We start from the raw sequence: 23,300 nt of genomic DNA, 5'->3' as shown, positions 1-23,300 counted from the left end.
GCTTGCCGGCGATAGGGCCAGAACAGGCTTACCTCAATGGGTAGTCAACCCCGCTGCCCCCATGAACAGGCGCATCACCCAGGCCGCCACACCCAGGGCCGCCACGCTCATCGCCCAGATCAGCAGCAGCCAACCCAGCCGCTGCCACAGGGGTTTCTTCTCGTCCAAACCATGCTTGCCGGTCATCATGCGGCCCTCCTAGTGATAGCCGTCTTCATGGGTAACCTTGCCGCGGAACACGTAATAGCTCCAGAAGGTATACATGAGGATGAACGGCAGGATGAACAGGGTGCCCACCAGCATGAAGCCCTGGCTCTGCGGTGGCGCCGCAGCGTCCCAGATCGAGATCGACGGCGGGATGATATTCGGCCACAGGCTGATGCCCAGGCCGCTGTAACCAAGGAAGATCAGCACCAACGTCAGCAGGAACGGCGTGTAGTGGGCATTGCGCGCCACCGCCTTGAGCAACCCGTAGAAGGTTACCAGCACCAGCAGCGGCACCGGCATGAACCAGACCAGGTTAGGCATGCTGAACCAGCGCTCGGCAATCTGCGGGTAGGCGATCGGTGTCCACAGGCTGACGATGCCGATCACCACCAGCAGCACCAGCGCCAACGGCCGGGCGATGTCGTGCATCTTCTGCTGCAGCGCCCCTTCGGTCTTCATGATCAGCCAGGTGCAACCCAACAGGGTGTAGGCAACGATCAGCCCCAGGCCGCAGAACAGGCTGAACGGGGTCAGCCAGTCAAGTGTGCCGCCGGCGAAATGCCGGTCGACCACCTTGAAGCCTTCGAGGAAGGCGCCCAGCGCCACGCCCTGGAAGAAGGTGGCAATCAGCGAGCCCCAGATGAACGCCTTGTCCCAGATATGGCGCTTGTCGGCCTTGGCCTTGAAGCGGAACTCGAAGGCCACGCCGCGGAAGATCAGGCCGATCAGCATCAGGATCAATGGCAGGTACAGGGCCTCCAGCACTACCGAATAAGCCATCGGGAATGCCCCGAACAGCCCGGCACCGCCCAGCACCAGCCAGGTTTCGTTGCCGTCCCACACGGGGGCGACGGTGTTCATCATCACATCGCGGTCATGCTCGCCCTTGACGAACGGGAAGAGCATGCCGATCCCCAGGTCGAAACCATCCATCACCACATACATCATGACGCCGAAGATGATGATCACGGCCCAGATCAGCGGAAGGTCGATACCCATGGTTCAGTTCCCCTTGCTCAGGCTGGCGGAGTTGGCCTCTCGGCCATCATCGGCGGCGGACAGCGGCCGCGCCGGCGTGCGTTTGGTGCCTGGGCCACCGGGGCTGTGCTCGTCACCCTCACCGGTCTGCGGCCCTTTGCGCACCAGGCGCATCATGTAGCCAAGGCCGGTGCCGAACAGGGCGAAGTACACCACCACGAAGGCCACCAGGGTGAAGCCGAGCTGGGCATAACTGTGGTTCGACACACCGTCTGCCGTGCGCATCAGGCCATACACCACCCAGGGTTGGCGGCCGATTTCGGTGGTGAACCAGCCGGCCAGCAGCGCGATCAACCCGGAAGGCCCCATCCACAGGGCCAGGTACAGGAACGGCCGCGAGGTGTAGAGCGTGCCGCGCTTGCGCAGCCAGAGGCTCCACAGGCCGACGAAGATCATCAGGAAACCCAGCCCGACCATGATCCGGAACGACCAGAAGACGATGGTCGAGTTAGGCCGGTCTTCGGGCGGGAACTCCTTCATCGCCGGCACCTGCTTGTCCAGGCTGTGGGTCAGGATCAGGCTGCCGAGTGCCGGAATCTCGAGCTTGAAGCGGGTGGTTTCGGCCTGCATGTCGGGGATGCCGAACAAGATCAGCGGGGTCGGCTCGCCGGGCACGTTCTCCCAGTGGCCTTCGATCGCGGCGATCTTCACCGGCTGGTGCTTGAGCGTGTTGAGGCCATGGAAGTCACCGATCACCGCCTGGATCGGGGCGACGATCAGCGCCATCCACATGGCCATCGACAGCATCTTGCGCACCGCCGGGTTGTCACGCCCGCGCAGCAGGTGCCAGGCCGCCGAGGCACCGACGAAGAAGGCAGTGGAGACGAACGCGGCAGTGGCCATGTGCGCCAGGCGGTAGGGGAACGAGGGGTTGAACACCACTGCCAGCCAGTCCACCGGCACCACCCGGCCATCGATGATCTCGTGGCCTTGTGGGGTCTGCATCCAACTGTTGGAGGCGAGGATCCAGAAGGTCGAGACCAGTGTGCCAAGCGCCACCATCACCGTGGAGAAGAAGTGCAAGCCACGGCCGACGCGGTTCCAGCCAAACAGCATGACCCCCAGGAAGCCGGCCTCGAGGAAGAACGCGGTCAGCACCTCGTAAGTGAGCAGCGGGCCGGTAATGGCGCCGGCGAAGTCGGAGAAGCGGCTCCAGTTGGTGCCGAACTGGTAGGCCATGACCAACCCGGAAACCACGCCCATGCCGAAGTTGACGGCGAAGATTTTCGACCAGAAGTGATAAAGGTCACGGTAGACCTGGTTATTGGTCCGCAGCCAGAGGCCCTCGAGGACTGCCAGGTAGCTCGCCAGGCCAATGGTGATGGCCGGGAACAGGATATGAAACGACACGGTAAAGGCAAACTGCATTCGGGCGAGTTCCAAGGCCTCTATTCCGAACATGGTGCTTCCTCTTCAGATAATCCGGCGTCCGGGCCGCTGGCCCCGTCGCCCACTGCCCCCACGGTAGTCGAGTGCGGCGCGTTGGAATTGTTCTGTTCGATCGCAGGGATTTCGGCCCGAGGGCCCGATCGTTACATCTGGAACGATTGATCCAGATCAACGATTGCTAGGAAGCATAGTCCTGAATGGCCTGACGGGCCGTGTGGTTGATTGCCGCGTGACCCGTTGCCCCACCCCCTTTCATGACGCGTGAAAAAGTGCCGACCCCGGCAAACAGTAACCGGTTGTTACAAACAGATGATACGCTGCGCCCCCCTCTACTGCGCCGAGGCCCCTGGTTTCCGATGTCCGATTCCGCACCGCAGTTGTTGCGTCACCACCGCCCTTTCCTGGCCTTCTGGCTGGCCCGCGTGTTCACCGCCAGCGGCTTCCAGATGCTTACCGTGGCCATTGGCTGGCACCTCTACCAGTTGACCGGCAATGTGCTGGACCTGGGCCTGGTCGGCCTGGTCGAGTTCGCCCCTCGGGTGCTGTTCATGCTGCACACCGGGCATGTCGCCGACCGCTATGACCGGCGCAAGGTCGCAGCGCTGTGCCAGAGCCTGCAGGGGCTGATAGCCCTGGCACTGGCGCTGGGCAGCGCAACCGACAACGTCACCCGCGAGCTGATCTTCGCCCTCGCCTTCCTGCTCGGTGCCACGCGTTCGTTCGAAATGCCGGCGACCCAGGCGCTGCTGCCCAACGTGGTACCGGCCGGTCTGTTCCCGCGCGCGGTGGCGGCTTCAGCCTCGGCCACCCAGACGGCAACCATCGTGGCACCGGCGGTGGGCGGTTTCCTGTATGCCTTCGGCAGCATCTGGGTATACGGCCCCACCGTAGCCCTGTACGCCATCGCCTGTGTCCTGACCTTGAGCCTGCAGGCACGCGGCCAGGTGGCCCAGCGCGGGCGCGCCAGCATCGAATCGCTGCTGGCCGGTATCCGCTTCATCCGTAGCCGGCCCGACATTCTGGGCGCCATCTCGCTGGACCTGTTCGCCGTACTGCTGGGCGGGGCCACCGCGCTGCTGCCGGTGTTCGCCAAGGACATCCTGCTGACCGGCCCGCTGGGCCTGGGCCTGCTGCGCTCGGCGCCAGCGGTGGGAGCGTTGCTGATGTCGCTGTGGCTGGCGCGCTTCCCGTTCGAGCGCAACGTGGGGCGGACCATGTTCACGGCAGTGGGCGTGTTCGGCGTGGCGACCATCGCCTTTGGCCTGTCGACCTCGTTCTGGTTCTCGCTGGCAGTACTGGTGGTGCTGGGCGCGGCGGACATGATCAGCATGGTCATCCGCGGCGCCTTCGTGCAGCTGGAGACGCCGGACGAAATGCGCGGGCGGGTGAGCGCGGTGAACGGCTTGTTCATTGGTGCCTCGAACCAGCTCGGCGAGTTCGAATCGGGGGTTACGGCGCACTGGTTTGGGACGGTGCCGGCGGTGGTACTGGGCGGAGTGGGCACTTTAGTGGTGACTGGGGTGTGGATAAGACTGTTCCCCACACTGGCCAAGCGAGATCGGTTGCATAACGGTTGATCTGTAGCCTGTACCGGCCCTTTCGCGGGTAAACCCGCTCCCACCAGGAGCGCGTCGCCATCAGGCCTGGTGGGGTACCTGTGGGAGCGGGTTCACCCGCGAAGAGGCCGGCACAGGGAAAAAATTACCATTCCCCAACGGCGATAGGCCCCCGCCAAGCATGCTGGTATGATGCGCGGCTTTTTTCCGCCCCACACAAAACCACGGCAACCGGTACGGTCTGTGCTTTGCTGATGGGGTCGATACATTCATGGCGCCGGGGGCGCCTTGGGAGCGGGCATGCTGGAAAGGCTGTTTCAACTGAAAGCACACAACACCAATGTGCGCACCGAGATTCTCGCGGGCGTCACCACCTTCCTGGCCATGGCCTACATCCTGTTCGTCAACCCGAGCATCCTCGGCGAGACCGGCATGGACAAGGGCGCGATCTTCGTCGCCACCTGCCTGGCCGCGGCCATCGGCTCGGTGACCATGGGCCTGATCGCCAACTACCCGATCGCCCTGGCGCCGGGCATGGGCCTGAACGCATTCTTCACCTATACCGTGGTGCTGCACATGGGCCACACCTGGCAGGTGGCACTGGGCGCGGTGTTCCTGTCGGCAGTGATGTTCTTCCTGCTGTCGATCTTCCGCATCCGCGAATGGATCGTGAACAGCATCCCGCTGCCGCTGCGTTCGGCCATCGCCGCGGGTATCGGCCTGTTCCTGGCGCTGATTGCTCTGCATAACGCGGGCATCGTCGTCGATAACCCGGCTACCCTGGTGGGCCTGGGCGACCTCAAGCAGCCAGCACCGATCCTCGCCACCCTGGGCTTCTTCCTGATCGTCGGCCTGGAGTCGCTGAAAGTGCGCGGCGCCGTGCTGATCGGCATTCTCGCCGTAACCATCGCCTCGATCCTGATGGGCGTGACACCATTCGGCGGCGTGGTCTCGATGCCGCCATCGCTGGCCCCGACCTTCCTGCAGCTGGATATCGCCGGCGCGCTGGACGTGGGCCTGGTCAGCGTGATCTTCGCCTTCCTGTTCGTCGACCTGTTCGACAACTCCGGTACCCTGATCGGCGTGGCCAAGCGCGCCGGGCTGATGGGCAAGGACGGCCACATGCCGAAGATGGGCCGTGCCCTGATCGCCGACAGCACTGCAGCCATGGCCGGCTCCCTGCTGGGCACCTCGACCACCACCAGCTACATCGAATCTGCCGCGGGCGTGAGCGCCGGTGGCCGCACCGGCCTGACCGCCATCGTGGTCGCGGTACTGTTCCTGCTGGCGCTGTTCTTCGCCCCGCTGGCCGGTAGCGTGCCAGCCTTCGCCACTGCCCCGGCGCTGCTGTTCGTCGCGGTGCTGATGGCCTCGGGCCTGGCGGAAATAAACTGGGACGACGTCACCGAAGCCGCACCGGTGGTAGTGACCGCCCTGGCCATGCCGCTGACCTACTCGATCGCCAACGGCATCGCCTTCGGCTTCATTTCCTGGACCGCCGTCAAGCTGATCTCCGGCCGCCACCGCGACCTGAACCCGGCCCTGGTGATCCTTTCCATCCTGTTCGTCATCAAGCTGGGCTGGTTCAACGCATGAGTGCTGCTTTCGACCCCTCCTCCTACGCCACCCAGCTGGACGCCAAGGTGGCCCGGCTGCGCGAGCTGCTGGCGCCGTTCGGCGCGCCGGAGCCGGCTGTTTTCGACTCGCCGCGCGAGCATTACCGCCTGCGCGCCGAGTTCCGCCTGTGGCGCGAAGACGGCCAGCGCCACTACGCCATGTTCGCCCCGGGCGAGAAGCACAAGGCGATCCTGATCGACGACTTCCCCATCGCCAGCCAGCGCATCAATGCACTGATGCCACGCCTGAAGGCGGCCTGGCAGGCCAGCGAGGAACTGGGCAACCGGCTGTTCCAGGTGGAGTTCCTCACCACCCTGGCCGGCGATGCCATGGTCACCCTGTGCTACCACCGCCCGCTGGACGAGGCCTGGGAAGTGGCCGCACGGCAACTGGCCGAAGAGCTGGGCGTGAGCATCATTGGCCGCTCCAAGGGCAAGCGCCTGGTGATCGGCCGTGACTACGCGGTGGAAAAGCTCGACGTCGCTGGCCGTGTGTTCAGCTATCGCCAGCCGGAAGGCGCGTTCACCCAGCCCAACGGCGCGGTGAACCAGAAGATGCTGAGCTGGGCCTTCGAGGCCATTGGCGAGCGTGACGACGACCTGCTGGAGCTGTACTGCGGCAACGGCAACTTCACCCTGCCGCTGGCCACTCGCGTGCGCCAGGTGCTGGCCACGGAAATCAGCAAGACCTCGGTCAACGCCGCGCTGAGCAACCTCGACGAGAACGCTGTGGATAACGTGCGGCTGGTGCGCCTGTCGGCAGAAGAGCTGACCCAGGCACTGAACGAGGTGCGACCGTTCCGCCGACTGGAAGGCATCGACCTGAAGAGCTACGCGTTCGGTACGGTGTTCGTCGACCCGCCGCGGGCGGGGATGGATCCGGATACCTGCGAGCTGACCCGGCGTTTCGAGCGGATCCTGTACATCTCGTGCAACCCGGAGACACTGGCAGCGAACATTGCCCAGTTGCACGACACCCACCGCATCGAGCGGTGTGCGTTGTTTGACCAGTTCCCCTATACCCACCACATGGAAAGTGGGGTTCTGCTGGTTCGGCGTTGACCGGTAGATTGCCGGGGCCGCTCTGCGGCCCTTTCGCGACACAAGGCCGCTCCCACAAAGGCCTGCGTACGCCGATCAATGTGGGAGCGGCCTTGTGTCGCGATGGGCTGCAGAGCAGCCCCAGTGGCTTGAATCAGAAGTCGAAGAAGACTGTCTCCCCTTCCCCCTGAATACGGATATCGAAGCGATACGCCGTCTTCCCGTCCACCTCACAACGCTTGGCCACCAGGGTCTCGCGCCGCTGCGGCTGCTCGATCAGGTTGAGCACCGGGCACTTGGCATTGGCCTCGGCCTCATCATCGAAATACAGGCGCGTGTGCAGGTGGATGTTGATCCCCCGGGCAAACAGGCTGATGTTGATGTGCGGTGCCATTGGCACACCGGCGGCGTTTTTCACCACGCCTGGCTTCACCGTATGCGCCGTCCACTCACCCGCGTCAAAGGTGGTAGCCGTGCGGCCAAAGCTGTTGAAGGCGTTTTCCAGGTTGTAGGCATCCTGGTACTCACCGTTGGCGTCGGCTTGCCAGAGCTCCAGGAACGAGTCCCGCACCAGGTGGCCATTGCCGTCATACACATGGCCGATCAGCAGAATATGCTCGCCGGGCGCATCCGGCTTGGCCAGGCGGTTCCAGATTTCCTGGTCGCGGGTCGGGTTGCCGGCCGCTTCCAGGGCCAGGCCGATGTGCACGTAGGGGCCGGCGGTCTGCGAAGGGGTTTCCGGCAGCAGTTCGATTGGCATGGCGGGGTCCTCAGCAGTTTTCGAAGTGGGTCTTGCGCTGGCCACGCAGCACGATGTCGAAGCGGTAGGCCAGGCAGTCCATCGGGTTGGCGTTGCTCATGTCGAGCTTGGCGATCAACTGCTGCACGGCTTGCGGGTTGGCGATCGACTTGACGATCGGGCACATCGGGATCAGCGGGTCACCCTCGAAGTACAGCTGGGTGATCAGCTTGGTGGCGATCGACGGGCCACTGATGGCGAAGTGGATGTGCGCCGGGCGCCAGTCGTTCGGGCCGTTGCGCCATGGGTACGGGCCCGGCTTGATGGTGCGGAAGCTGTAGTAGCCGTCACGGTCGGTCAGGCAGCGGCCGACGCCACCGAAGTTCGGGTCCAGCGGTGCCAGGTAGCGGTCGTTCTTGTGACGGTAGCGGCCGCCGGCGTTGGCCTGCCACATTTCCACCAGGGTGTTCGGTACTGGCTTGCCGTACTGATCGACTACACGGCCGGCGACGATGATGCGCTCGCCGATCGGCAAGCCGCCGTTATTGAAGTTCAGCAGCAGGTCATGGTCATGGGCGCCGAAGCCCAGGTGGGAAAAGTCCGGACCGGTGGTTTCGCTGATCGACTGCGGGATGCTGACCAGCGCCTGGCGCGGCGAGCGGGCAATGGACGTCTTGTAGTCAGGCGTAAGGGCTTTCGGGTGCCAGTTGCGATCACGGATCACAAAGCGGCTGTTGTCCTGGGCGGGCATGCCGGTTTCCTCTCTTGGAATTATGGAAATGCGAGGGGGGCTTCTACGAAACCCTGTCGCGGGCAAGCCCGCTCCCACATGCAGTTTCAGGCAGGTAGCGCGCAATGAATATTGAAATCAGGCATTTCAAACATAACCATTTGGTTATGGATAAACACCTTGGCCTGACACTCGCCGCTGTCGTGGACTAATCTTTGCCTTCTTGTTTCAAGCTCCGGAGAACATTCATGGAATGGCGAAAAGGCCGACGCAGCGACAATGTGGTCGATGCCCGAGGTGAAGGTGGTGGCGGCGGCATGCGTTTCGGCGGCGGCAAGGGGCTGGGGCTTGGCGCAGTGCTGCTGATTGTCGGCATCGGTTGGCTCACCGGCCAGGACCCGTTGCAGATTCTCGGCCAGCTCGCCGGCCAGATGGAGCAGCAGCAACAGCAGGTGCCCAGCGGTGCGGGTGGCAAGGCCCCGCCGGCCAACGACCAGCAGGCCGAGTTCGTCGCCTCGATCCTGGGCGATACCGAAGACACCTGGAAAGCCCTGTTCGCCGAGGGCGGCAAGCAGTACCGCGACCCCAAGCTGGTGCTGTTCAGCGGCCAGGTCAATTCGGCCTGTGGCTTTGCCTCGGCGGCGGTGGGGCCGTTCTACTGCCCGGCGGACCAGCGGGTTTACCTGGACATGTCGTTCTTCCGCGAAATGGAAACCCGCTTCGCCGCCGCCGGCGACTTTGCCCAGGCCTACGTGATCGCCCACGAAATCGGCCATCATGTGCAAACCCTGCTGGGCGTGTCGGCCAAGGTCGATGCCGCGCGCCGCAGTGGCCAGCGCATGGAAGGCGACAACGGCCTGCTGGTGCGCCAGGAGCTGCAGGCCGACTGCCTGGCCGGCGTATGGGCCTACCAGGCGCAGAAGCGCCTGAACTGGCTGGAGCCGGGTGACGTCGAAGAGGCGCTGAACGCGGCCAATGCCATTGGCGATGACCGCCTGCAGCAGCAGGGCCGCGGCCGCGTGGTGCCGGACTCCTTCACCCATGGCACCTCGGCGCAGCGGGTGCGCTGGTTCAAGGCCGGGTTTGCCGAGGGTGAGGTGAACCGCTGCGATACCTTCAGTGCGCGCAACCTCTAAGGCTTCATGGGGCTGCCATGCAGCCCCAATCAAGTCAGTTACAAATCTGCTGAAAAAGCGTTTCAGCTTCCCCCATCACTGCCGATAACCCCTGCACGAGTCAGCAGGCATCCAGAACAACAACGCCTGGCGATCGACGATCAAGCGAGCGAAAAAAATTTCTGGAGAGCGTGCATGAACAACTGGTTCGCCAACATCAGCGTCAACCTCAAACTCGGCCTGGGCTTCGGCCTGGTACTGATTCTCACCGGCCTGCTGGCCCTGACCGGCTGGACCAGCCTGGGCAGCCTGATCGACCGCAGCAACTGGATGGGCGATATCGGCCAGCTCAACAAGGACCTGACCGACCTGCGTATTGCGCGCCTGCAGTACATGATCGCCAACGGCGACGATGCCGCCGCCGCCAACACCCAGGCCAAGCTGGACGCCTTCAGCAAGCAGCAGGCCTACCTGGCCAGCACCTTCAAGAGCCCGGAAAACATCAAGCTGCTGGGTGAGCTGGGCGAAACCATCAGCGCCTACAAGGTGTCGCTGAACAAAATGCGCCAGGGCTACGACGCCACCCGCACCGCGCGCACGGCCATGGACGGCTCGGCCAGCCGCGCCGACCAGGCCATGGACATCCTCAGCCAGGAAGTCATGGCACGCCCCGAAGCCGACAGCGTGCGCCTGGCCCAGTACCAGCTGATCAGCAAGGCTCGCCAGCAACTGCTGCAGGTACGCATCGACGTCCGCGGCTACATCGCCGACAACAGCGCCACCAACGAGCAGGCCGCCCTGCGCCAGCTGGACGCGGCCCTGGCCGAAATCGACAACCTCAAGCGCCAGCTGCCCGCCGAAGACACGCGCGTGCAACAGTTCGAAGGCTCGGTGCTGGCCTACCGTGACGCCGTGCGCCAGTTCCGCGATGCAGTCGCCAACATCACCACTGCGCGCGCCGAAATGACCGTACAGGGTGCCGACATCGTCAAGCGCAGCGACGCGCTGTACCAGATCCAGCTGCAGCGCCGCGACATCGAGAGCACTCAGGCGCGCAGCCTGCAGACCATCGCCACGCTGCTGGCGCTGCTGGTCGGCGTACTGGCGGCAGTGCTGATCACCCGGCAGATCACCCGCCCGCTGCGCGACACCCTGGTGGCGGTGGAAAAGATCGCCAGCGGCGACCTCACCCAGCAGTTGCGGGTTACCCGCCGCGACGAACTGGGCGTGCTGCAGCAGGGCATCGCGCGCATGGGCAGCACCCTGCGCGAGCTGATCAGCGGCATCCGCGACGGCGTCACCCAGATCGCCAGCGCCGCCGAGGAACTGTCGGCGGTGACCGAGCAGACCAGCGCCGGCGCCAACAGCCAGAAGGTCGAGACCGACCAGGTGGCCACCGCCATGCACGAAATGGCGGCCACCGTTCAGGAGGTGGCGCGCAATGCCGAGCAGGCATCGCATGCTGCCACCGGTGCCGATGACGAAGCCCGTGCCGGCGACCGCGTGGTGGGTGAGGCGATTGGCCAGATCGAGCGCCTGGCCGAAGACATGCACCGCTCCACCGAGGCCATGAACCTGCTGCAGCAGGAAAGCCAGAAGATCGGCAGCGTGATGGACGTGATCAAGTCGGTGGCCGAACAGACCAACCTGCTGGCGCTGAACGCGGCGATCGAAGCGGCGCGTGCCGGCGAGGCCGGGCGTGGCTTTGCCGTGGTCGCCGATGAAGTGCGCGGCCTGGCCCAGCGCACGCAAAAATCCACCGAAGAGATCGAAGAGCTGATCGCCAGCCTGCAGCACGGCACCCAGCAAGTGGCTACGGCCATGCACGGCAGCCGCACCCTGACCGACAGCAGCGTCGAGCTGGCGCGCAAGGCCGGGGCTTCGCTGGAGAGCATCACCAGCACGGTATCGAGCATCCAGTCGATGAACCAGCAGATTGCCGCAGCGGCGGAGCAGCAGAGTGCGGTGGCGGAGGAGATCAGCCGCAGCATCCTGAATGTGCGCGACGTGTCGGAGCAGACGGCGGCGGCCAGTGACGAGACGGCGGCATCCAGCGTGGAGCTGGCGCGGTTGGGTGGGCAGTTGCAGACGCTGGTCAGCCAGTTCCGCGTCTGATCCTGGAATTCGGGGCCGCTTTGCGGCCCANNCAAGGCCGCTCCCACATTGATCGGCGTACGCAGGTCTTTGTGGGGGCGGCCTTGTGTCGCGAAAGGAGGGCACAGCCCTCCCAGCGATGGAACAGGTATTACTTGACGATCATCCCTACCCCACGCCCACGCGGATCGGAAGCGGTCTCCAGTTTCGTCCCATCCACCCGGATCGCCTGGATATCCCCCATCTCCCAGCCCTGGTCCTCCAGCACATAGCCCATCTTCTTCAGTTCATCAGCCACAGGCCCGGTCAGGGGTGCGTAGCTGTCGAAATAGATGGTGTCCTTGGGCAGCAACTGATGGTGCACACGTTGTGCCGCCACTGCCTTGTCCAGCGGCATGCCGTAGTCGTACAGGTTGTTCATCACCTGGAAGATCGAAGTGAAGATCCGCGAGCCACCCGGGGTACCGATGACCAGTTCGACCTTGCCATCGCGGGTCATCAGGCTGGGGCTCATGGACGACAGCATGCGCTTGCCCGGCGCAATGGCATTGGCATCGCCGCCCACCACGCCAAAGGCATTCGCCGCCCCCGGCTTGGCGCTGAAATCGTCCATCTCGTCGTTGAGCAGGAAGCCGGCGCCTTTCACCACCACACCACTGCCGTAGTCGAGGTTGAGGGTGTAGGTGTTGCTGACCGCGTTGCCCTGTTTGTCGACGATCGAGAAGTGCGTGGTCTGGTGCGGCTCCAGGCCCGGTTTGACCTGGTCAGTGTCGGAAATCGCTTTCGGGTTGACCTGCGCGGCGCGCTTGGCCAGGTAGTCCTTGGCCACCAGCTGGTCCACAGGCACTTTGGTGAAGGCCGGGTCGCCGAGGTAGTCGGCGCGGTCGGCGAATACGCGCTTCTCGATCTCGGCCAACAGGTGGATGTACTGCGCCGAGTTGTGCGCCACCCCCTTGAAGTCCGCCGCGCGGTTTTCCTTGATGCCCAGCAGCTGGGCCAGGGCGACGCCACCGGAGCTAGGTGGTGGCGCGGTATAGACCACGTTGCCACGCCAGCTCACGGCCATCGGCTCACGCCATACGGCCTTGTAGTCCTGGAGGTCTTGCTTGGTGATCAGGCCCTTGTCGGCCTGCATCTGCGCCACCAGCAGGTCGGCGGTCTTGCCCTGGTAGAACTCGCTCACACCCTTGTCGGCAATGCGCTCCAGGGTCTGGGCCATTTCCGGTTGCTTGAACAGCTCGCCAACCTTCATGTTGCCGAAGTAGTCGTTGAAATTGGTCGCAGTCTTGAACATGCCTTGGGCATCGTTGCGGTACTGGTACTGCTTTGCCGCCACCTTGAAGCCGTTTTTCGCATAACCGATGGCCGGGGTCAGCAGTTCGCTCCAGGGCAGCTTGCCGAACTTCTGGTGCGCCTCCCACAACCCCATCACCGTGCCAGGTACGCCAGCAGCGCGTGCCCCGACCAGGCTGAGGTTCTCGATGACCTCACCCTTGTCGTCCAGGTACATGTTGCGCGTGGCGGCCTTGGGCGCGACTTCGCGGTAGTCGAGGAAGTAGGGTTTGCCGTCGACGAACAGGGTCATGAACCCGCCACCGCCGATGTTGCCGGCCTCCGGATAAGTCACCGCCAGGGTGAACGCCGTGGCCACTGCCGCATCCACCGCGTTGCCGCCTTTCTTGAGGATGTCGGCGGCCACCTGTGCACCATATTGATCAGGCGCAGCCACCGCGCCGCCCTCCAGGGAGGCGGCATAAACCGAGGAACCGCTCAGGATCGCGGCTGCGAGGGCAAGGTACTGGAACGGAACAATACGCATGACACTTCCTTGGTGTTGTTTTTGTTGAGCGTTCAGTAAGGCCGAAGCGCTTCGACTGTGCAATCAACCGCAGGAAGTTTCGCCGCCTGTGGACAGGATCTGTCGCGTTCAGGCAACTCAGCTGGCGTACATCGCCAACTTGCGCTGGATGAAATCGAGGAAACACTGGATACGCAGCGCCAGCTGGGTGTTGCGGTAATACACCGCATGAATCGGCTGGCGGTAGCCGTTGTTGGCTTCGCTCAGCAACACCTGCAGGCGCCCGGTGCGGATGTCCTCGTGGGTCATGAAGTGCGACAGGCTGACAATGCCCTCGCCGGCCAGCGCAAGTTGGCGCAAGGTTTCGCCGCTGGAGGCGATCAGCGACGGGCGGATGCTCCAGCGGTCACCCTGGGCATGGCGCAGAGGCCAGTGATTGAGCGATTCGGGCTGGCTGAAGCCGAGCAGGCAGTGGTTGGCCAGGTCCTCGACCCGCTGCGGTGTGCCGTGCTGTTCGAGGTAGGCCGGGCTGGCCAGCACCTGTACCGGGCTGCACCCCAGGCTGCGCGCGTGCAGGCTGGAGTCGGCCAGTTCGCCGATGCGAATCGCCACATCGGTGCTCTGCTCCAGCAGGTCGATGATCAGGTCGTCGGTATTGAGCTCCAGTTCGATGCCAGGGTATTGGCGGCGGAACTCGCCGATCCACGGCAGGATAGCATGCAGCATGAACGGCGCGGCAGCGTTGATGCGCAGGCGCCCGGTGGGGGTCTGGCGGTTCATCGACAGGCGCTCTTCCATCTCGTCCATCTGCTCCAGGATCAGCCGCGCGCGTTCGAGGAAGAAGCGGCCCTCCTCGGTCAGGTCCATGCGCCGGGTGGTGCGGTTGACCAGTGTGGTGCCCAGCTTGCCCTCCAGGCGCGACAGGGTGCGGCTGACGGCAGACGGGGTCTGGCCTATCTGCTCGGCAGCGGCGGAAATCGAGCCGCTGTCGATGACGGCGACGAATACCTGAAGTTCTTCGGATCGGGTTTTCACATTTGCGCCTGTGGTTGGTCTCTGCAGGGATTAGATAGCCGCTTGTCGAGGCCAAGTCCAGCGGTGCCTGTACGGGCCTCTTCGCGGGTAAACCCGCTCCCACAAGTGCTGCGCGGTTCTCAAAGACTGTGGAGTACCTGTGGGAGCGGGTTTACCCGCGAAGAGGCCGGCACAGGTAAACCTTACCGTGCCGTGCCAAATACCTTGTCCAGGTGCGCCTCATAGGCCGCCAAGGCAGCCGGCACATCCGGCCGCTTCATCACATCCACCGCCAGGAAAGTCGGCAGCCCGGTCATGCCGAGGAACTGGTTGGCCTTGTGGAACGGGAAATACACCGCATCCACACCCTTGCCCTCGAAGAAATCGCTCGGGTCGTCGAATGCCTGCTGCGGCGCATTCCAGGTCAGCGAAAGCATGTACTGCTTGCCATGCACCAGGCCACCGCTGCCGTACTTCTGCGAGTGGTCCGCACGGGTACGGCCATCGTTGGCATACAGGCTGCCGTGGCCTGCAGTGAACACGTCATCGACGTATTTCTTTACGGTCCATGGCGCGCCCATCCACCAGCCTGGCATCTGGTAGATCACCACATCGGCCCAGAGGAACTTCTCCACTTCTTCCCGGGCATCATAGCCACCGTCGATGAAGGTCTGGCGCACATCGAACCCCGCCCGGTCCAGATGAGCGATGGCCGCTTCATGCAAGGTCGCGTTGAGGCGACCATCGGAATGAGCGAACTGTTTACCACCGTTGAGCAAAAGGATCTTTTTCATGCGCGCCTCGCGGAAAATTCAGGCCGGCAGGTTAGGGGCTCGCGGGCACGGGATACAGGCATGCAGGGGCAAAATACAATTGACTTCAAGTCACGAATAAACAACACATTATTGCATTAGAATCGCATCACCTCCCATCACCGAGTAGCGACCCATGAGTGAGCAGTACGCCTTCATCCTCAAAGCCAAGACCCGCCCGGAAATGGCTGAAGCGTTCGAAACCCTGTTCCGCGCCTACGTCGAGCCAAGCCGCCAGGAGCCGGGCTGCATCGAGTACCACATGCTGCGCGACAAGCAGGACCCGAGCCTGTTCGTATTCTTCGAGGTGTGGGCCGACAAGGCCGCGCTGGATGTGCATTCGGCACTGCCGCACATGACCGCGTTCTTCGAAAAGCGCATGGACTACCTGGAGCGCGATTTCGACATCCAGATGATCGACATGCTCAGCGCCTCAAGCGCTAGCCGCTGATCAGCAGATGGCCGCCGAGTGCGGCCAGGCCGATGAAGAAGCACCGTTTGAACAGCAACGCGCTGATACGCTGACGCAGCCACTGGCCGGCCAGCATGCCGAGCAAGGCCGGCGCCAGCATCAGCAGCGAAGCACCCAGTGCCTGGCCACCCAGGGCATCCTGCCCGGCCAGGCCAATGGCCAAGGCCAGCGTCGAAACCGTGAACGACAGGCCCAGGGCCTGGATCATCTGCTCCCGGCTCAAGCCCAGGCTCTGCAGGTAGGGCACCGCCGGCATCACGAATACCCCGGTCGCGGCCGTGACCACGCCCGTAACCAGCCCGCAAAGCGGCCCCAGCCAACGCTCCCGCCCCGGCGCCAGGTGCAAGCCCGGGCCGACCAGCCCGTACAGCGCATACACCAGCAAGGCCGCGCCCAGTGCATGCACGGCCCACGGGCCGCTGTTGATCCCCAGCCAGGCGCTGCCGAGCACGGTACCGACGAAGATCATCGCCAGCATTGGCCCCAGGCGCACCAGCAACTCCCGCAGGTGCCCGCCGCTGGCCAACTGCCACAGATTGGTGAGGGTCGAGGGCACGATCAGCAACGCCGCAGCCTGCGCCGGTTGCATAGCCAGGCCCAGCAGGCCCATGGCGATGGTCGGCAGGCCGAGGCCGATCACCCCTTTCACCGCGCCGGCCAGCAGGAAGGTCATTACCACCAGCAGCGACAGCGCTGGGCCAATGTTCTGGTAGAAAGCTAGCAAGGTATTCATGGGCCGATGATGGCGTGCGCCGGCCAGGCTGAAAATCTGCCATATACTCAGCCAGACTCTTGCCAGGACAGAGCCACATGCATTTCGACCTGATCGACCTCAGGCTGTTCCAGCACACCCTGGAGTGCGGCAACATCACCGCCGGCGCCAGCCGCAGCCATCTGTCACTGGCGGCAGCCAGTGCGCGCATCCGTGCCATGGAGGCATCGCTGGGCATCCCTTTGCTGGAACGCAACCGCCGTGGCGTGCAACCAACTCCGGCCGGGCAGGCGCTGCTGCAGCATGCCCGGTTGATAACGCAGCAGGTCGAACGCCTGCAGTTCGACCTGGGCCAGTACGCGCAAGGGCAGCAGGGCCAGGTGCGCCTGCTGTGCAACACGGCGGCGCTCACGGAGTACCTGCCGGAACTGCTGGCCGGCTACCTGGCTGAAAACCCCGGGGTCAGCGTGGATGTGCAGGAGTTGCCGAGCTTGCGCATCGTGCAGTCGATTACCCAGGGCATGGCAGACCTGGGCATCGTGTCCACCGCTGCCCCCAGCGAGCACCTGCAGACCCGGCCGTTTCGCGACGACCCGCTGGTGCTGGTAACGCCGCTGCGCCACCCGTTGGCCAGCGAGGTCGCACCCAGCTTCATCGATAGCCTGGCCCATGGCTATGTCGGCCTGGGGGCCAGTAGTGCATTGGCGTTGTACCTGGAAGAGCAGGCGCTGCGCGAAGGGCGGCGCATGCGGGTTCGGGTGCGGGCCGAGGGGTTCGATGGGGTGATCCGCATGGTCGCGGGCGGGGCCGGGGTGGGGGTGGTGCCGCTGGCCGCGGTGAAGCGTTGGCAGGGGGTGCTGCCGTTGCACTGGGTGGCGCTGACGGAACCATGGGCCAACCGTCGGTTGCTGGTATGTGCACGGGATTTTGCGGCATTGCCGGGGTATGCCGCAGGGTTGGTAACCACCCTCACCCGCTGACGGACTGGATGGCACGGGCTTCGCCCGTGTTCGCGGGTGAACCCGCTCCCACAGGTATGCGCTGTCTCTCAGATTGACACAGTACCTGTGGGAGCGGGTTTACCCGCGAAGAATGCTCACACACAATGGTGCCCTAACGACCCACCGAAAAGGACTTTCCAGTGGCATCGATCTACCAGCTCAAACCGCGCTTCCAGGCCCTGCTCCGCCCAGCAGTCCAGCGCCTTTACGACCGCGGTGTCAGCGCCAACCAGGTCACCGTCGCCGCGGCCCTGCTGTCAGTCCTGCTGGGCCTGCTGCTGGCCGCCCTGCCCCATCTCACCTGGCTGTTCATCCTGGTACCGGTCTGGATGCTGCTGCGCATGGCGCTGAACGCCGTCGACGGCATGCTCGCCCGGGAATTCGGCCAGCAATCCACCCTCGGCGCCTACCTCAACGAACTCTGCGACGTGATCGCCGACGCCGCGCTGTACCTGCCCTTCGCCCTGCTGGTCGGTGTCTCGCCAACCTTGGTCGTACTCGTAGTGCTCAGCGCCACCTTCAGCGAATACGCCGGTGTCATGGGCCCGCTGGCCGGCGCCTCAAGGCGCTACGACGGGCCCATGGGCAAGAGCGACCGGGCCTTTGCCTTCGGTGTGCTGGGCACCGGTGTCGCCTTCGGCCTGCTGAATGGCACCTGGGTCAACGGCTTGTTGCTGGTCATCCTCGCACTCTCGCTCTATACCCTCTACAACCGGGTTCGCCAAGGGCTGGCCGAAACCCGCTGAGCCCACTGCCGTCGCAAAAGGATGTCGACCATGCGCCAAGCGCAAGCGCTGCACTTCTCCACCCATGACGGCGTCGAGCTGCACTACCGTCACTGGCCTGCCACCCGCAACCAACACCAGCCACGCCGGGCCGTGGTGATGTTCCACCGCGGTCACGAACACGGCGGGCGCATGGCCCACCTGGCCGATGAACTGGACATGCCAGGCTACGATTTCTTCGCCTGGGATGCCCGTGGCCACGGCCAGTCGCCGGGCGCGCGCGGCGACAGCCCGGGGTTCGCCACCAGCGTGCGCGATGTGCAGACCTTCATCGAGCATATCCAGGCCCGCCACGGTATCGCCGAACAGGACCTGGTGGTGCTGGCGCAGAGCGTCGGGGCCGTGCTGGTCGCCACCTGGGCCCACGACTACGCGCCCAAGGTGCGCTGCCTGGTGCTGGCCTCGCCAGCGTTCAAGGTCAAACTGTACGTGCCGTTCGCCCGCACCGGCCTGAAGCTGCTGAAGGCCCTGCGCGGCAACTTCTTCGTCAACAGCTACGTCAAGCCTCGCCTGCTTACCCACGACCCTGAGCGGGTCATGTCGTACGTGGCCGACCCGCTGATCAGCCGGCCGATTTCGGTGACCATGCTGCTGGGCCTGTACGAAGCCGCCGACCGGGTGGTGGCGGACGCCCAGGCCATTCAGCTGCCGACCCAGCTGCTGGTATCCGGTGCCGACTTCGTGGTCGAACGCCAGCCGCAGGAACGCTTCTTCGAACGCCTGGGCAGTGCGCGCAAGGAAATGCACATCCTGCCAGGCTTCTTCCATGACACCCTTGGCGAGCGTGATCGGGCCCATGCCCTGCGGCGCATCGAGCGGTTTGTCGAACATTGCTTCGCCAGCCCCGCCGCCCTGCCATCGCTGCTCGATGCCGACAAGACCGGCGCCAGCTGCGCCGAGGCCGAAAGCCTGGCCGCACCGCTACCGCGCAACTCGCCCCGCGACCTTTACTGGCGTGCTACCCGCGCCGGGCTACGCCTGGGCAAAGGGCTGTCCGAAGGGGTGAAGCTGGGTTTCGACACCGGTTTCGATTCGGGCAGTACCCTCGACTACGTGTACCGCAACCAGCCGACCGGCAAAGGCAAGCTCGGCCGCCTGGTCGACCAGAACTACCTCAACGCCATCGGCTGGCGCGGCATCCGCCAGCGCAAGCTGCACGTAGAGGAACTGCTGCGCCTGGCCATCGCCCACCTGCGCGAACAGCAACGGCCGGTGCACATTGTCGATATCGCCGCCGGTCATGGCCGCTACATCCTCGAGGCCCTGCAGGAACTCGAACAGCTGCCGGACTCGGTCCTGCTGCGCGACTACAGCGAACTGAACGTGCAGCAAGGCAGCGCACTGATCGCCGAAAAGGGCCTGGCCGACATCGCCCGCTTCGTCCACGGCGATGCCTTCGACCGCCAGAGCCTGGCCACCCTGGAACAACCTCCGACCCTGGCCGTGGTCTCCGGCTTGTACGAGCTGTTCGCCAGCAACCAGTTGGTGGGCAACTCGCTGGCGGGCCTGGCGGACGTGCTGGAGGATGGCGGCTACCTGGTCTACACCGGCCAGCCGTGGCACCCGCAACTGGAAATGATCGCCCGCGCCCTCACCAGCCACCGCGGCGGCGAAGCCTGGGTGATGCGCCGCCGCAGCCAGGCCGAAATGGACCAGCTGGTAGAGGCGGCGGGCTTCCGCAAGCTGGCCCAGCGCATCGATGAATGGGGCATTTTCAGCGTCAGCCTGGCACAACGGGTGCGCTGAATGAGCCCATCACGCGAGCCAGGGCTGATCCGCCGAGGCGTGTTCTGGCTTCTGCTGCTGGGGCCGCTGTTTTTCCTCAGCTACGGGTTGGCGAACAATCACACGGCCGGGCGCAGTGATGTCGGCAGCCTGGTGTTTGGCTGGGAACGCAACATGCCGCTGTGGCCGTGGACGATCATCCCGTACTGGTCGATCGACCTGCTCTACGGCTTGTCCTTCCTGCTGCCGCGCACGCGCCAGGAAATGGACCGGCACGCGCTGGCGCTGCTCACCGCGCAACTGATCAGCGTCAGCTGCTTCCTGCTCTGGCCGCTGCGCTTCACCTTCGAGCGGCCGGAACTGGGCGGGGTATTCGGCTGGATGTTCGATGTGCTGATGGGCTTCGACCAGCCGTTCAACCAGGCGCCTTCGCTGCATATTGCCCTGCTGGTGATCATCTGGACGATGTTTGCCCGGCACGTGCAGCGCCAGCCCTGGCGTTGGCTGATGCACGGCTGGATGGCACTGATCGGGGTATCGGTGCTGACCACCTGGCAGCACCATTTCGTCGATGTTCCCACAGGGGCATTGGCCGGGTTTGTCTGCGTCTGGTTGTGGCCATATCGGGGGCCGCTGCCGTGGCAGCAGGTAAGCCTTGCGCGGGATGCCAAGCGTTGGCGGTTGGCGTTGTTCTATACAGTGGGTGGGCTGCTGTGCGCAGTGCCTGCCGTTACGTTCGGCGGTACCTGGCTGTGGTTGAGCTGGCCGGCCGTGTCGCTGGTTTTGGTGGCGCTGAACTATGCCGTGCTCGGCGCAGGCGGGTTCCAGAAAGGCGCCGATGGGCGCTTGTCGAATGCAGCCAGCTGGCTGCTGGCGCCGTACCTGGTGGGGGCGTGGGTCAATTCGCGGCTATGGACCTGGCGGCATCCGCAGGCGGATGAAGTGTGTGAAGGCGTCTACCTGGGGCGGATTCCAGGGCATGGCGCGCAGTTCGCTGCGGTGGTCGATTTGTGTGCAGAGCTACCGTGCATTGTTGGCCGCCCTGTCGCAGACACTTGTGGGAGCGGCCTTGTGTCGCGAAAGGGCGCTCCCACAGGGTCCGCGTCAGCCGGTCAGGCAGCGCATGGCTACGCATGTTTTCCTACCCTGGACCTGATCGCCCCGGAAAGCCCATTGCTGCACCAGGCCGCCATCGCCATCGAACGCCTGCGCTCCCAAGGCCCGGTACTGGTCTGCTGCGCCCTGGGCTATTCGCGCAGCGCCAGCGCCGTGGCCGCCTGGCTGGTACTCACAGGCCGCTGCAGTGATGCTCGCCAGGCCGAAGCGCTGATCCGCAAGGCCCGCCCCGGCGTGGTCCTGCACAGCGCACATCGCCAAGCCTTGCAACAGCTAGGGACACAACCATGACGCTGTATGTGGTGGCCAGCCTGCTGGGCCGTGGCAAACAACTGGAACGCCTGTCGGACGGCCTCACCTTGCTGGCCCTGGCCTACGGCCTGGCGCCCTTGCTGGGTGCCCAGTTGCAACCGCTGGCCAGCCTGCTGTGCATTGCGCTGCTGGTACTCGGCGTACTGCACAAGTACTGGGCCATCCGCGTCGCCGTGGATGCCGAACTGTTCGCCTACCTGGCCGCTAGCCGCGACCTGGCGGCAGACACCCAGGCCCTGGACCGCGCCTTGTTCGAGCTGAAACTCAAACCGCAGGCCGCCGACGCCCGCGCCTGGCCTGCCCGCAGCCAGGCCGCGCTGGCCCTGTTACGCCGCCAGGCAGTGTGCCTGGGCCTGCAGCTGTCGCTGGCGCTGGCTACCCTGCTGACACTGCCTTTGAAGGGATGACTACCGATCCATGCTCGCCAACCTGACCGCCTACCTCATCACTTCCGCCGCCCGTCTGATCACCGGCGCCCGTGCCCTGTGGCTGGGTTGTACGCCGCTGCCAGTGCAGCGCCTGTACTTCGCCAACCACAGCAGCCATGGCGACTTCGTACTGCTGTGGGCCTCGCTGCCACAGCCGCTGCGCAAGCGTACCCGTCCGGTAGCCGGTGCCGATTACTGGGCCAGGCCGGGCATTCGCGATTTTCTTATCCGCAAGGTCTTCAATGGTGTGCTGATCAACCGACAGCACAGCGCCGGCCAGGGCAGCCCGTTGCAGCCGATCCTCGAAGCCGTGGCCCAGGGCGACTCGCTGATCTTCTTCCCGGAGGGTACCCGCAATCTCGGCGACGAGCCGCTGATGCCGTTCAGGAGTGGGCTGTACCACCTGGCAGCAGCCAACCCCGACGTCGAGCTGGTGCCGGTGTGGATCGCCAACCTGAACCGGGTGATGCCCAAGGGCCGCGCCCTGCCATTGCCGTTGCTGTGCACATTGAGCTTTGGCGAACCGCTGCACCTGCAGCCGGATGAAAGCAAGCCAGCCTTCCTCGAGCGGGCCAGCCAGGCCCTGCTGAACCTGGCCCCCAAGGATGCCTGAGATGGACGACAACACCCTTTCCCTGTTCGCCGGCATCGGCGCCCTGCTGCTGCTCGCCAGCGTGATCGGCCGCCTGCTCAAATGGCGCGCCGGCCCGGCCCCGCACGCGGTGATCGACAACCTCAACGCCCGCATCAACGCCTGGTGGGTGATGGTGCTGGTGATCGGCATCGCCTTTGTGTTCGGCAAGTACGGCGTGATCGTGCTGTTCTACGGCGTATCGTTCTACGCCCTGCGCGAGTTCATGACCCTCACCCCGACCCGGCGCAGTGACTACCCGGCACTGGTGGCGGCGTTCTATGTGGCACTGCCGGTGCAGTACGTGCTGATCGCCATGGACTGGTACGGCCTGTTCAGCATCTTCATCCCGGTGTACCTGTTCCTGTTGCTGCCGATCCTGGCCAGCTTCGGCGGCGACACCACGCGCTTTCTCGAGCGCGCCTCGAAGGTGCAGTGGGGGCTGATGATCGCGGTGTACTGCGTGTCATCGGTGCCGGCATTGATGACCCTGGACATCCCGGGTTACGAGGGCCGCAACCTGCTGCTGATCGCCTGGCTGATCCTGGTGGTGCAGATCAGCGACGTGCTGCAGTACGTGTGCGGCAAGCTGTTCGGCAAGCACAAGGTGGCGCCCAACCTGTCGCCGTCCAAGACCGTCGAAGGGCTGGCCGGTGGCGTGGCCCTGGCCACCCTGATCGGCGCGCTGCTGTGCTGGATCACCCCGTTCACCTTCTGGCAGGCCGCGCTGATGGCGCTGGCGGTAAACGCCATGGGCTTCTTCGGCGGGCTGGTGATGTCGGCGATCAAGCGCGACCGCGGGGTGAAGGACTGGGGGCACATGATCGAAGGCCACGGCGGCATGCTCGACCGTATGGATTCGGTGTGCTTTGCCGCGCCGGTGTTCTTCCACTTTGTTCGGTATTGGTGGGCTTAGTATGTGTTCACCTTTGGTTTTCTAGTGCCTGCAAGATCGAGCGCCGCCCGCGC

Annotated in this window: 22 protein-coding genes and 1 pseudogene; 14 read left to right on the top strand and 9 right to left on the bottom strand. The window is 64.6% G+C overall.

Annotation, left to right across the window (positions count from 1 at the left end; translation table 11 throughout):
* Positions 1-33: 33 nt before the first annotated feature.
* The 3 genes from M2S36_RS23125 to M2S36_RS23115 are packed head-to-tail and all read right to left on the bottom strand — an operon-like array spanning position 34 to position 2,646.
* Complete coding sequence (locus M2S36_RS23125; protein WP_085626848.1) at positions 34-189, bottom strand: DUF2474 domain-containing protein; 156 nt, start codon at positions 187-189, stop codon at positions 34-36.
* Between the two features lie 9 nt (positions 190-198).
* Positions 199-1,206 (bottom strand): cytochrome d ubiquinol oxidase subunit II, encoded by a 1,008-nt coding sequence (cydB, locus tag M2S36_RS23120; protein ID WP_063913408.1) that lies wholly within the window; start codon positions 1,204-1,206, stop codon positions 199-201.
* 3 nt (positions 1,207-1,209) lie between these two features.
* Positions 1,210-2,646: a cytochrome ubiquinol oxidase subunit I gene (locus M2S36_RS23115; protein ID WP_233687083.1), complete on the bottom strand. Its 1,437-nt coding sequence runs from the start codon at positions 2,644-2,646 to the stop codon at positions 1,210-1,212.
* Positions 2,647-2,990: 344 nt separating this feature from the next.
* On the opposite strand from M2S36_RS23115, the gene M2S36_RS23110 reads away from it, so the two are divergent.
* From M2S36_RS23110 to trmA, 3 genes are all read left to right on the top strand, one after another.
* A complete protein-coding gene (locus M2S36_RS23110; protein WP_207838223.1) occupies positions 2,991-4,211 on the top strand; it encodes an MFS transporter in 1,221 nt (406 codons plus the stop codon).
* Positions 4,212-4,490: 279 nt separating this feature from the next.
* Entirely contained in the window at positions 4,491-5,786 is a 1,296-nt protein-coding gene (locus M2S36_RS23105) for an NCS2 family permease (protein WP_015271803.1), read from the top strand.
* Positions 5,783-6,868: a tRNA (uridine(54)-C5)-methyltransferase TrmA gene (trmA, locus tag M2S36_RS23100; protein WP_233694103.1), complete on the top strand. Its 1,086-nt coding sequence runs from the start codon at positions 5,783-5,785 to the stop codon at positions 6,866-6,868. Before M2S36_RS23105 ends, trmA begins: the two co-directional genes overlap by 4 nt.
* Positions 6,869-7,001: 133 nt before the next feature.
* Here trmA and pcaG read toward each other — a convergent pair whose 3' ends face one another.
* Positions 7,002-7,607: a protocatechuate 3,4-dioxygenase subunit alpha gene (gene pcaG / locus M2S36_RS23095; RefSeq protein WP_046616363.1), complete on the bottom strand. Its 606-nt coding sequence runs from the start codon at positions 7,605-7,607 to the stop codon at positions 7,002-7,004.
* Positions 7,608-7,617: 10 nt separating this feature from the next.
* On the bottom strand, positions 7,618-8,337 hold the full coding sequence (gene pcaH, locus M2S36_RS23090; RefSeq protein ID WP_003251597.1) for a protocatechuate 3,4-dioxygenase subunit beta: 720 nt from the start codon (positions 8,335-8,337) through the stop codon (positions 7,618-7,620).
* Positions 8,338-8,564: 227 nt separating this feature from the next.
* Here pcaH and ypfJ point away from each other — a divergent pair, with 227 nt between their 5' ends.
* The 3 genes and pseudogenes from ypfJ (at position 8,565) to M2S36_RS25210 (ending at position 11,546) form a co-directional block, all read left to right on the top strand.
* Positions 8,565-9,452 (top strand): KPN_02809 family neutral zinc metallopeptidase, encoded by an 888-nt coding sequence (ypfJ, locus tag M2S36_RS23085; protein ID WP_207837835.1) that lies wholly within the window; start codon positions 8,565-8,567, stop codon positions 9,450-9,452.
* 6 nt (positions 9,453-9,458) lie between these two features.
* A pseudogene (locus M2S36_RS25215) lies at positions 9,459-10,691 on the top strand (methyl-accepting chemotaxis protein); the annotation flags it as partial.
* Positions 10,683-11,546, top strand: coding sequence for a methyl-accepting chemotaxis protein (locus tag M2S36_RS25210; RefSeq protein WP_416775519.1), 864 nt, complete (start codon positions 10,683-10,685; stop codon positions 11,544-11,546). The pseudogene M2S36_RS25215 and the gene M2S36_RS25210, both read left to right, overlap by 9 nt.
* 130 nt (positions 11,547-11,676) lie before the next feature.
* Here M2S36_RS25210 and ggt read toward each other — a convergent pair whose 3' ends face one another.
* The 3 genes from ggt to M2S36_RS23065 form a co-directional block, all read right to left on the bottom strand.
* Positions 11,677-13,344 carry a gamma-glutamyltransferase gene (gene ggt, locus M2S36_RS23075; protein ID WP_207837841.1) on the bottom strand — a complete coding sequence of 556 codons (1,668 nt, stop codon included), beginning with the start codon at positions 13,342-13,344 and terminating at the stop codon, positions 11,677-11,679.
* A 117-nt stretch (positions 13,345-13,461) separates the two neighbouring features.
* On the bottom strand, positions 13,462-14,358 hold the full coding sequence (locus tag M2S36_RS23070) for a LysR substrate-binding domain-containing protein (RefSeq protein WP_063913416.1): 897 nt from the start codon (positions 14,356-14,358) through the stop codon (positions 13,462-13,464).
* Between the two features lie 182 nt (positions 14,359-14,540).
* Complete coding sequence (locus M2S36_RS23065; RefSeq protein WP_063913417.1) at positions 14,541-15,131, bottom strand: NAD(P)H-dependent oxidoreductase; 591 nt, start codon at positions 15,129-15,131, stop codon at positions 14,541-14,543.
* Positions 15,132-15,285: 154 nt separating this feature from the next.
* On the opposite strand from M2S36_RS23065, the gene M2S36_RS23060 reads away from it, so the two are divergent.
* Positions 15,286-15,600, top strand: a complete 315-nt coding sequence (locus M2S36_RS23060) for a putative quinol monooxygenase (RefSeq protein WP_063913418.1) — start codon at positions 15,286-15,288, stop codon at positions 15,598-15,600.
* Here M2S36_RS23060 and M2S36_RS23055 read toward each other — a convergent pair.
* Positions 15,590-16,354, bottom strand: coding sequence for a sulfite exporter TauE/SafE family protein (locus M2S36_RS23055; RefSeq protein ID WP_207837847.1), 765 nt, complete (start codon positions 16,352-16,354; stop codon positions 15,590-15,592). The two genes, M2S36_RS23060 and M2S36_RS23055, sit on opposite strands and share 11 nt — an antisense overlap.
* Before the next feature lie 77 nt (positions 16,355-16,431).
* Here M2S36_RS23055 and M2S36_RS23050 point away from each other — a divergent pair, with 77 nt between their 5' ends.
* From M2S36_RS23050 to M2S36_RS23020, 7 genes are all read left to right on the top strand, one after another.
* Positions 16,432-17,313 (top strand): LysR substrate-binding domain-containing protein, encoded by an 882-nt coding sequence (locus M2S36_RS23050; protein ID WP_241106003.1) that lies wholly within the window; start codon positions 16,432-16,434, stop codon positions 17,311-17,313.
* A 161-nt stretch (positions 17,314-17,474) separates the two neighbouring features.
* Positions 17,475-18,080, top strand: a complete 606-nt coding sequence (locus tag M2S36_RS23045; protein ID WP_233694098.1) for a CDP-alcohol phosphatidyltransferase family protein — start codon at positions 17,475-17,477, stop codon at positions 18,078-18,080.
* Between the two features lie 30 nt (positions 18,081-18,110).
* Positions 18,111-19,865, top strand: a complete 1,755-nt coding sequence (locus M2S36_RS23040) for a bifunctional alpha/beta hydrolase/class I SAM-dependent methyltransferase (protein WP_333957907.1) — start codon at positions 18,111-18,113, stop codon at positions 19,863-19,865.
* A complete protein-coding gene (locus M2S36_RS23035; protein WP_233687089.1) occupies positions 19,866-21,251 on the top strand; it encodes a phosphatase PAP2/dual specificity phosphatase family protein in 1,386 nt (461 codons plus the stop codon).
* Positions 21,248-21,679 carry a hypothetical protein gene (locus M2S36_RS23030; RefSeq protein WP_233687090.1) on the top strand — a complete coding sequence of 144 codons (432 nt, stop codon included), beginning with the start codon at positions 21,248-21,250 and terminating at the stop codon, positions 21,677-21,679. The genes M2S36_RS23035 and M2S36_RS23030 overlap by 4 nt, the downstream gene beginning before the upstream one ends.
* Positions 21,680-21,689: 10 nt before the next feature.
* Entirely contained in the window at positions 21,690-22,313 is a 624-nt protein-coding gene (locus M2S36_RS23025) for a lysophospholipid acyltransferase family protein (protein WP_087503209.1), read from the top strand.
* Position 22,314: 1 nt separating this feature from the next.
* Positions 22,315-23,247, top strand: coding sequence for a phosphatidate cytidylyltransferase (locus tag M2S36_RS23020; RefSeq protein ID WP_063913426.1), 933 nt, complete (start codon positions 22,315-22,317; stop codon positions 23,245-23,247).
* The last annotated feature ends 53 nt before the right edge of the window (positions 23,248-23,300 follow it).

It is taken from the genome of Pseudomonas sp. SF2, assembly GCF_036858055.1.
GTDB lineage: Bacteria > Pseudomonadota > Gammaproteobacteria > Pseudomonadales > Pseudomonadaceae > Aquipseudomonas.
This window is presented reverse-complemented; position numbering and strand designations above follow the sequence as displayed.

Excerpts from the sequence above, each read along its gene's own strand:
- M2S36_RS23125 (WP_085626848.1), bottom strand. The coding sequence starts at position 189 with ATGATGACCGGCAAGCATGGTTTGGACGAGAAGAAACCCCTGTGGCAG.
- cydB (WP_063913408.1), bottom strand. The coding sequence starts at position 1,206 with ATGGGTATCGACCTTCCGCTGATCTGGGCCGTGATCATCATCTTCGGC.
- M2S36_RS23115 (WP_233687083.1), bottom strand. The coding sequence starts at position 2,646 with ATGTTCGGAATAGAGGCCTTGGAACTCGCCCGAATGCAGTTTGCCTTT.
- M2S36_RS23110 (WP_207838223.1), top strand. The coding sequence starts at position 2,991 with ATGTCCGATTCCGCACCGCAGTTGTTGCGTCACCACCGCCCTTTCCTG.
- M2S36_RS23105 (WP_015271803.1), top strand. The coding sequence starts at position 4,491 with ATGCTGGAAAGGCTGTTTCAACTGAAAGCACACAACACCAATGTGCGC.
- trmA (WP_233694103.1), top strand. The coding sequence starts at position 5,783 with ATGAGTGCTGCTTTCGACCCCTCCTCCTACGCCACCCAGCTGGACGCC.
- pcaG (WP_046616363.1), bottom strand. The coding sequence starts at position 7,607 with ATGCCAATCGAACTGCTGCCGGAAACCCCTTCGCAGACCGCCGGCCCC.
- pcaH (WP_003251597.1), bottom strand. The coding sequence starts at position 8,337 with ATGCCCGCCCAGGACAACAGCCGCTTTGTGATCCGTGATCGCAACTGG.
- ypfJ (WP_207837835.1), top strand. The coding sequence starts at position 8,565 with ATGGAATGGCGAAAAGGCCGACGCAGCGACAATGTGGTCGATGCCCGA.
- M2S36_RS25210 (WP_416775519.1), top strand. The coding sequence starts at position 10,683 with ATGGGCAGCACCCTGCGCGAGCTGATCAGCGGCATCCGCGACGGCGTC.
- ggt (WP_207837841.1), bottom strand. The coding sequence starts at position 13,344 with ATGCGTATTGTTCCGTTCCAGTACCTTGCCCTCGCAGCCGCGATCCTG.
- M2S36_RS23065 (WP_063913417.1), bottom strand. The coding sequence starts at position 15,131 with ATGAAAAAGATCCTTTTGCTCAACGGTGGTAAACAGTTCGCTCATTCC.
- M2S36_RS23060 (WP_063913418.1), top strand. The coding sequence starts at position 15,286 with ATGAGTGAGCAGTACGCCTTCATCCTCAAAGCCAAGACCCGCCCGGAA.
- M2S36_RS23055 (WP_207837847.1), bottom strand. The coding sequence starts at position 16,354 with ATGAATACCTTGCTAGCTTTCTACCAGAACATTGGCCCAGCGCTGTCG.
- M2S36_RS23050 (WP_241106003.1), top strand. The coding sequence starts at position 16,432 with ATGCATTTCGACCTGATCGACCTCAGGCTGTTCCAGCACACCCTGGAG.
- M2S36_RS23040 (WP_333957907.1), top strand. The coding sequence starts at position 18,111 with ATGCGCCAAGCGCAAGCGCTGCACTTCTCCACCCATGACGGCGTCGAG.
- M2S36_RS23035 (WP_233687089.1), top strand. The coding sequence starts at position 19,866 with ATGAGCCCATCACGCGAGCCAGGGCTGATCCGCCGAGGCGTGTTCTGG.
- M2S36_RS23030 (WP_233687090.1), top strand. The coding sequence starts at position 21,248 with ATGACGCTGTATGTGGTGGCCAGCCTGCTGGGCCGTGGCAAACAACTG.
- M2S36_RS23025 (WP_087503209.1), top strand. The coding sequence starts at position 21,690 with ATGCTCGCCAACCTGACCGCCTACCTCATCACTTCCGCCGCCCGTCTG.
- M2S36_RS23020 (WP_063913426.1), top strand. The coding sequence starts at position 22,315 with ATGGACGACAACACCCTTTCCCTGTTCGCCGGCATCGGCGCCCTGCTG.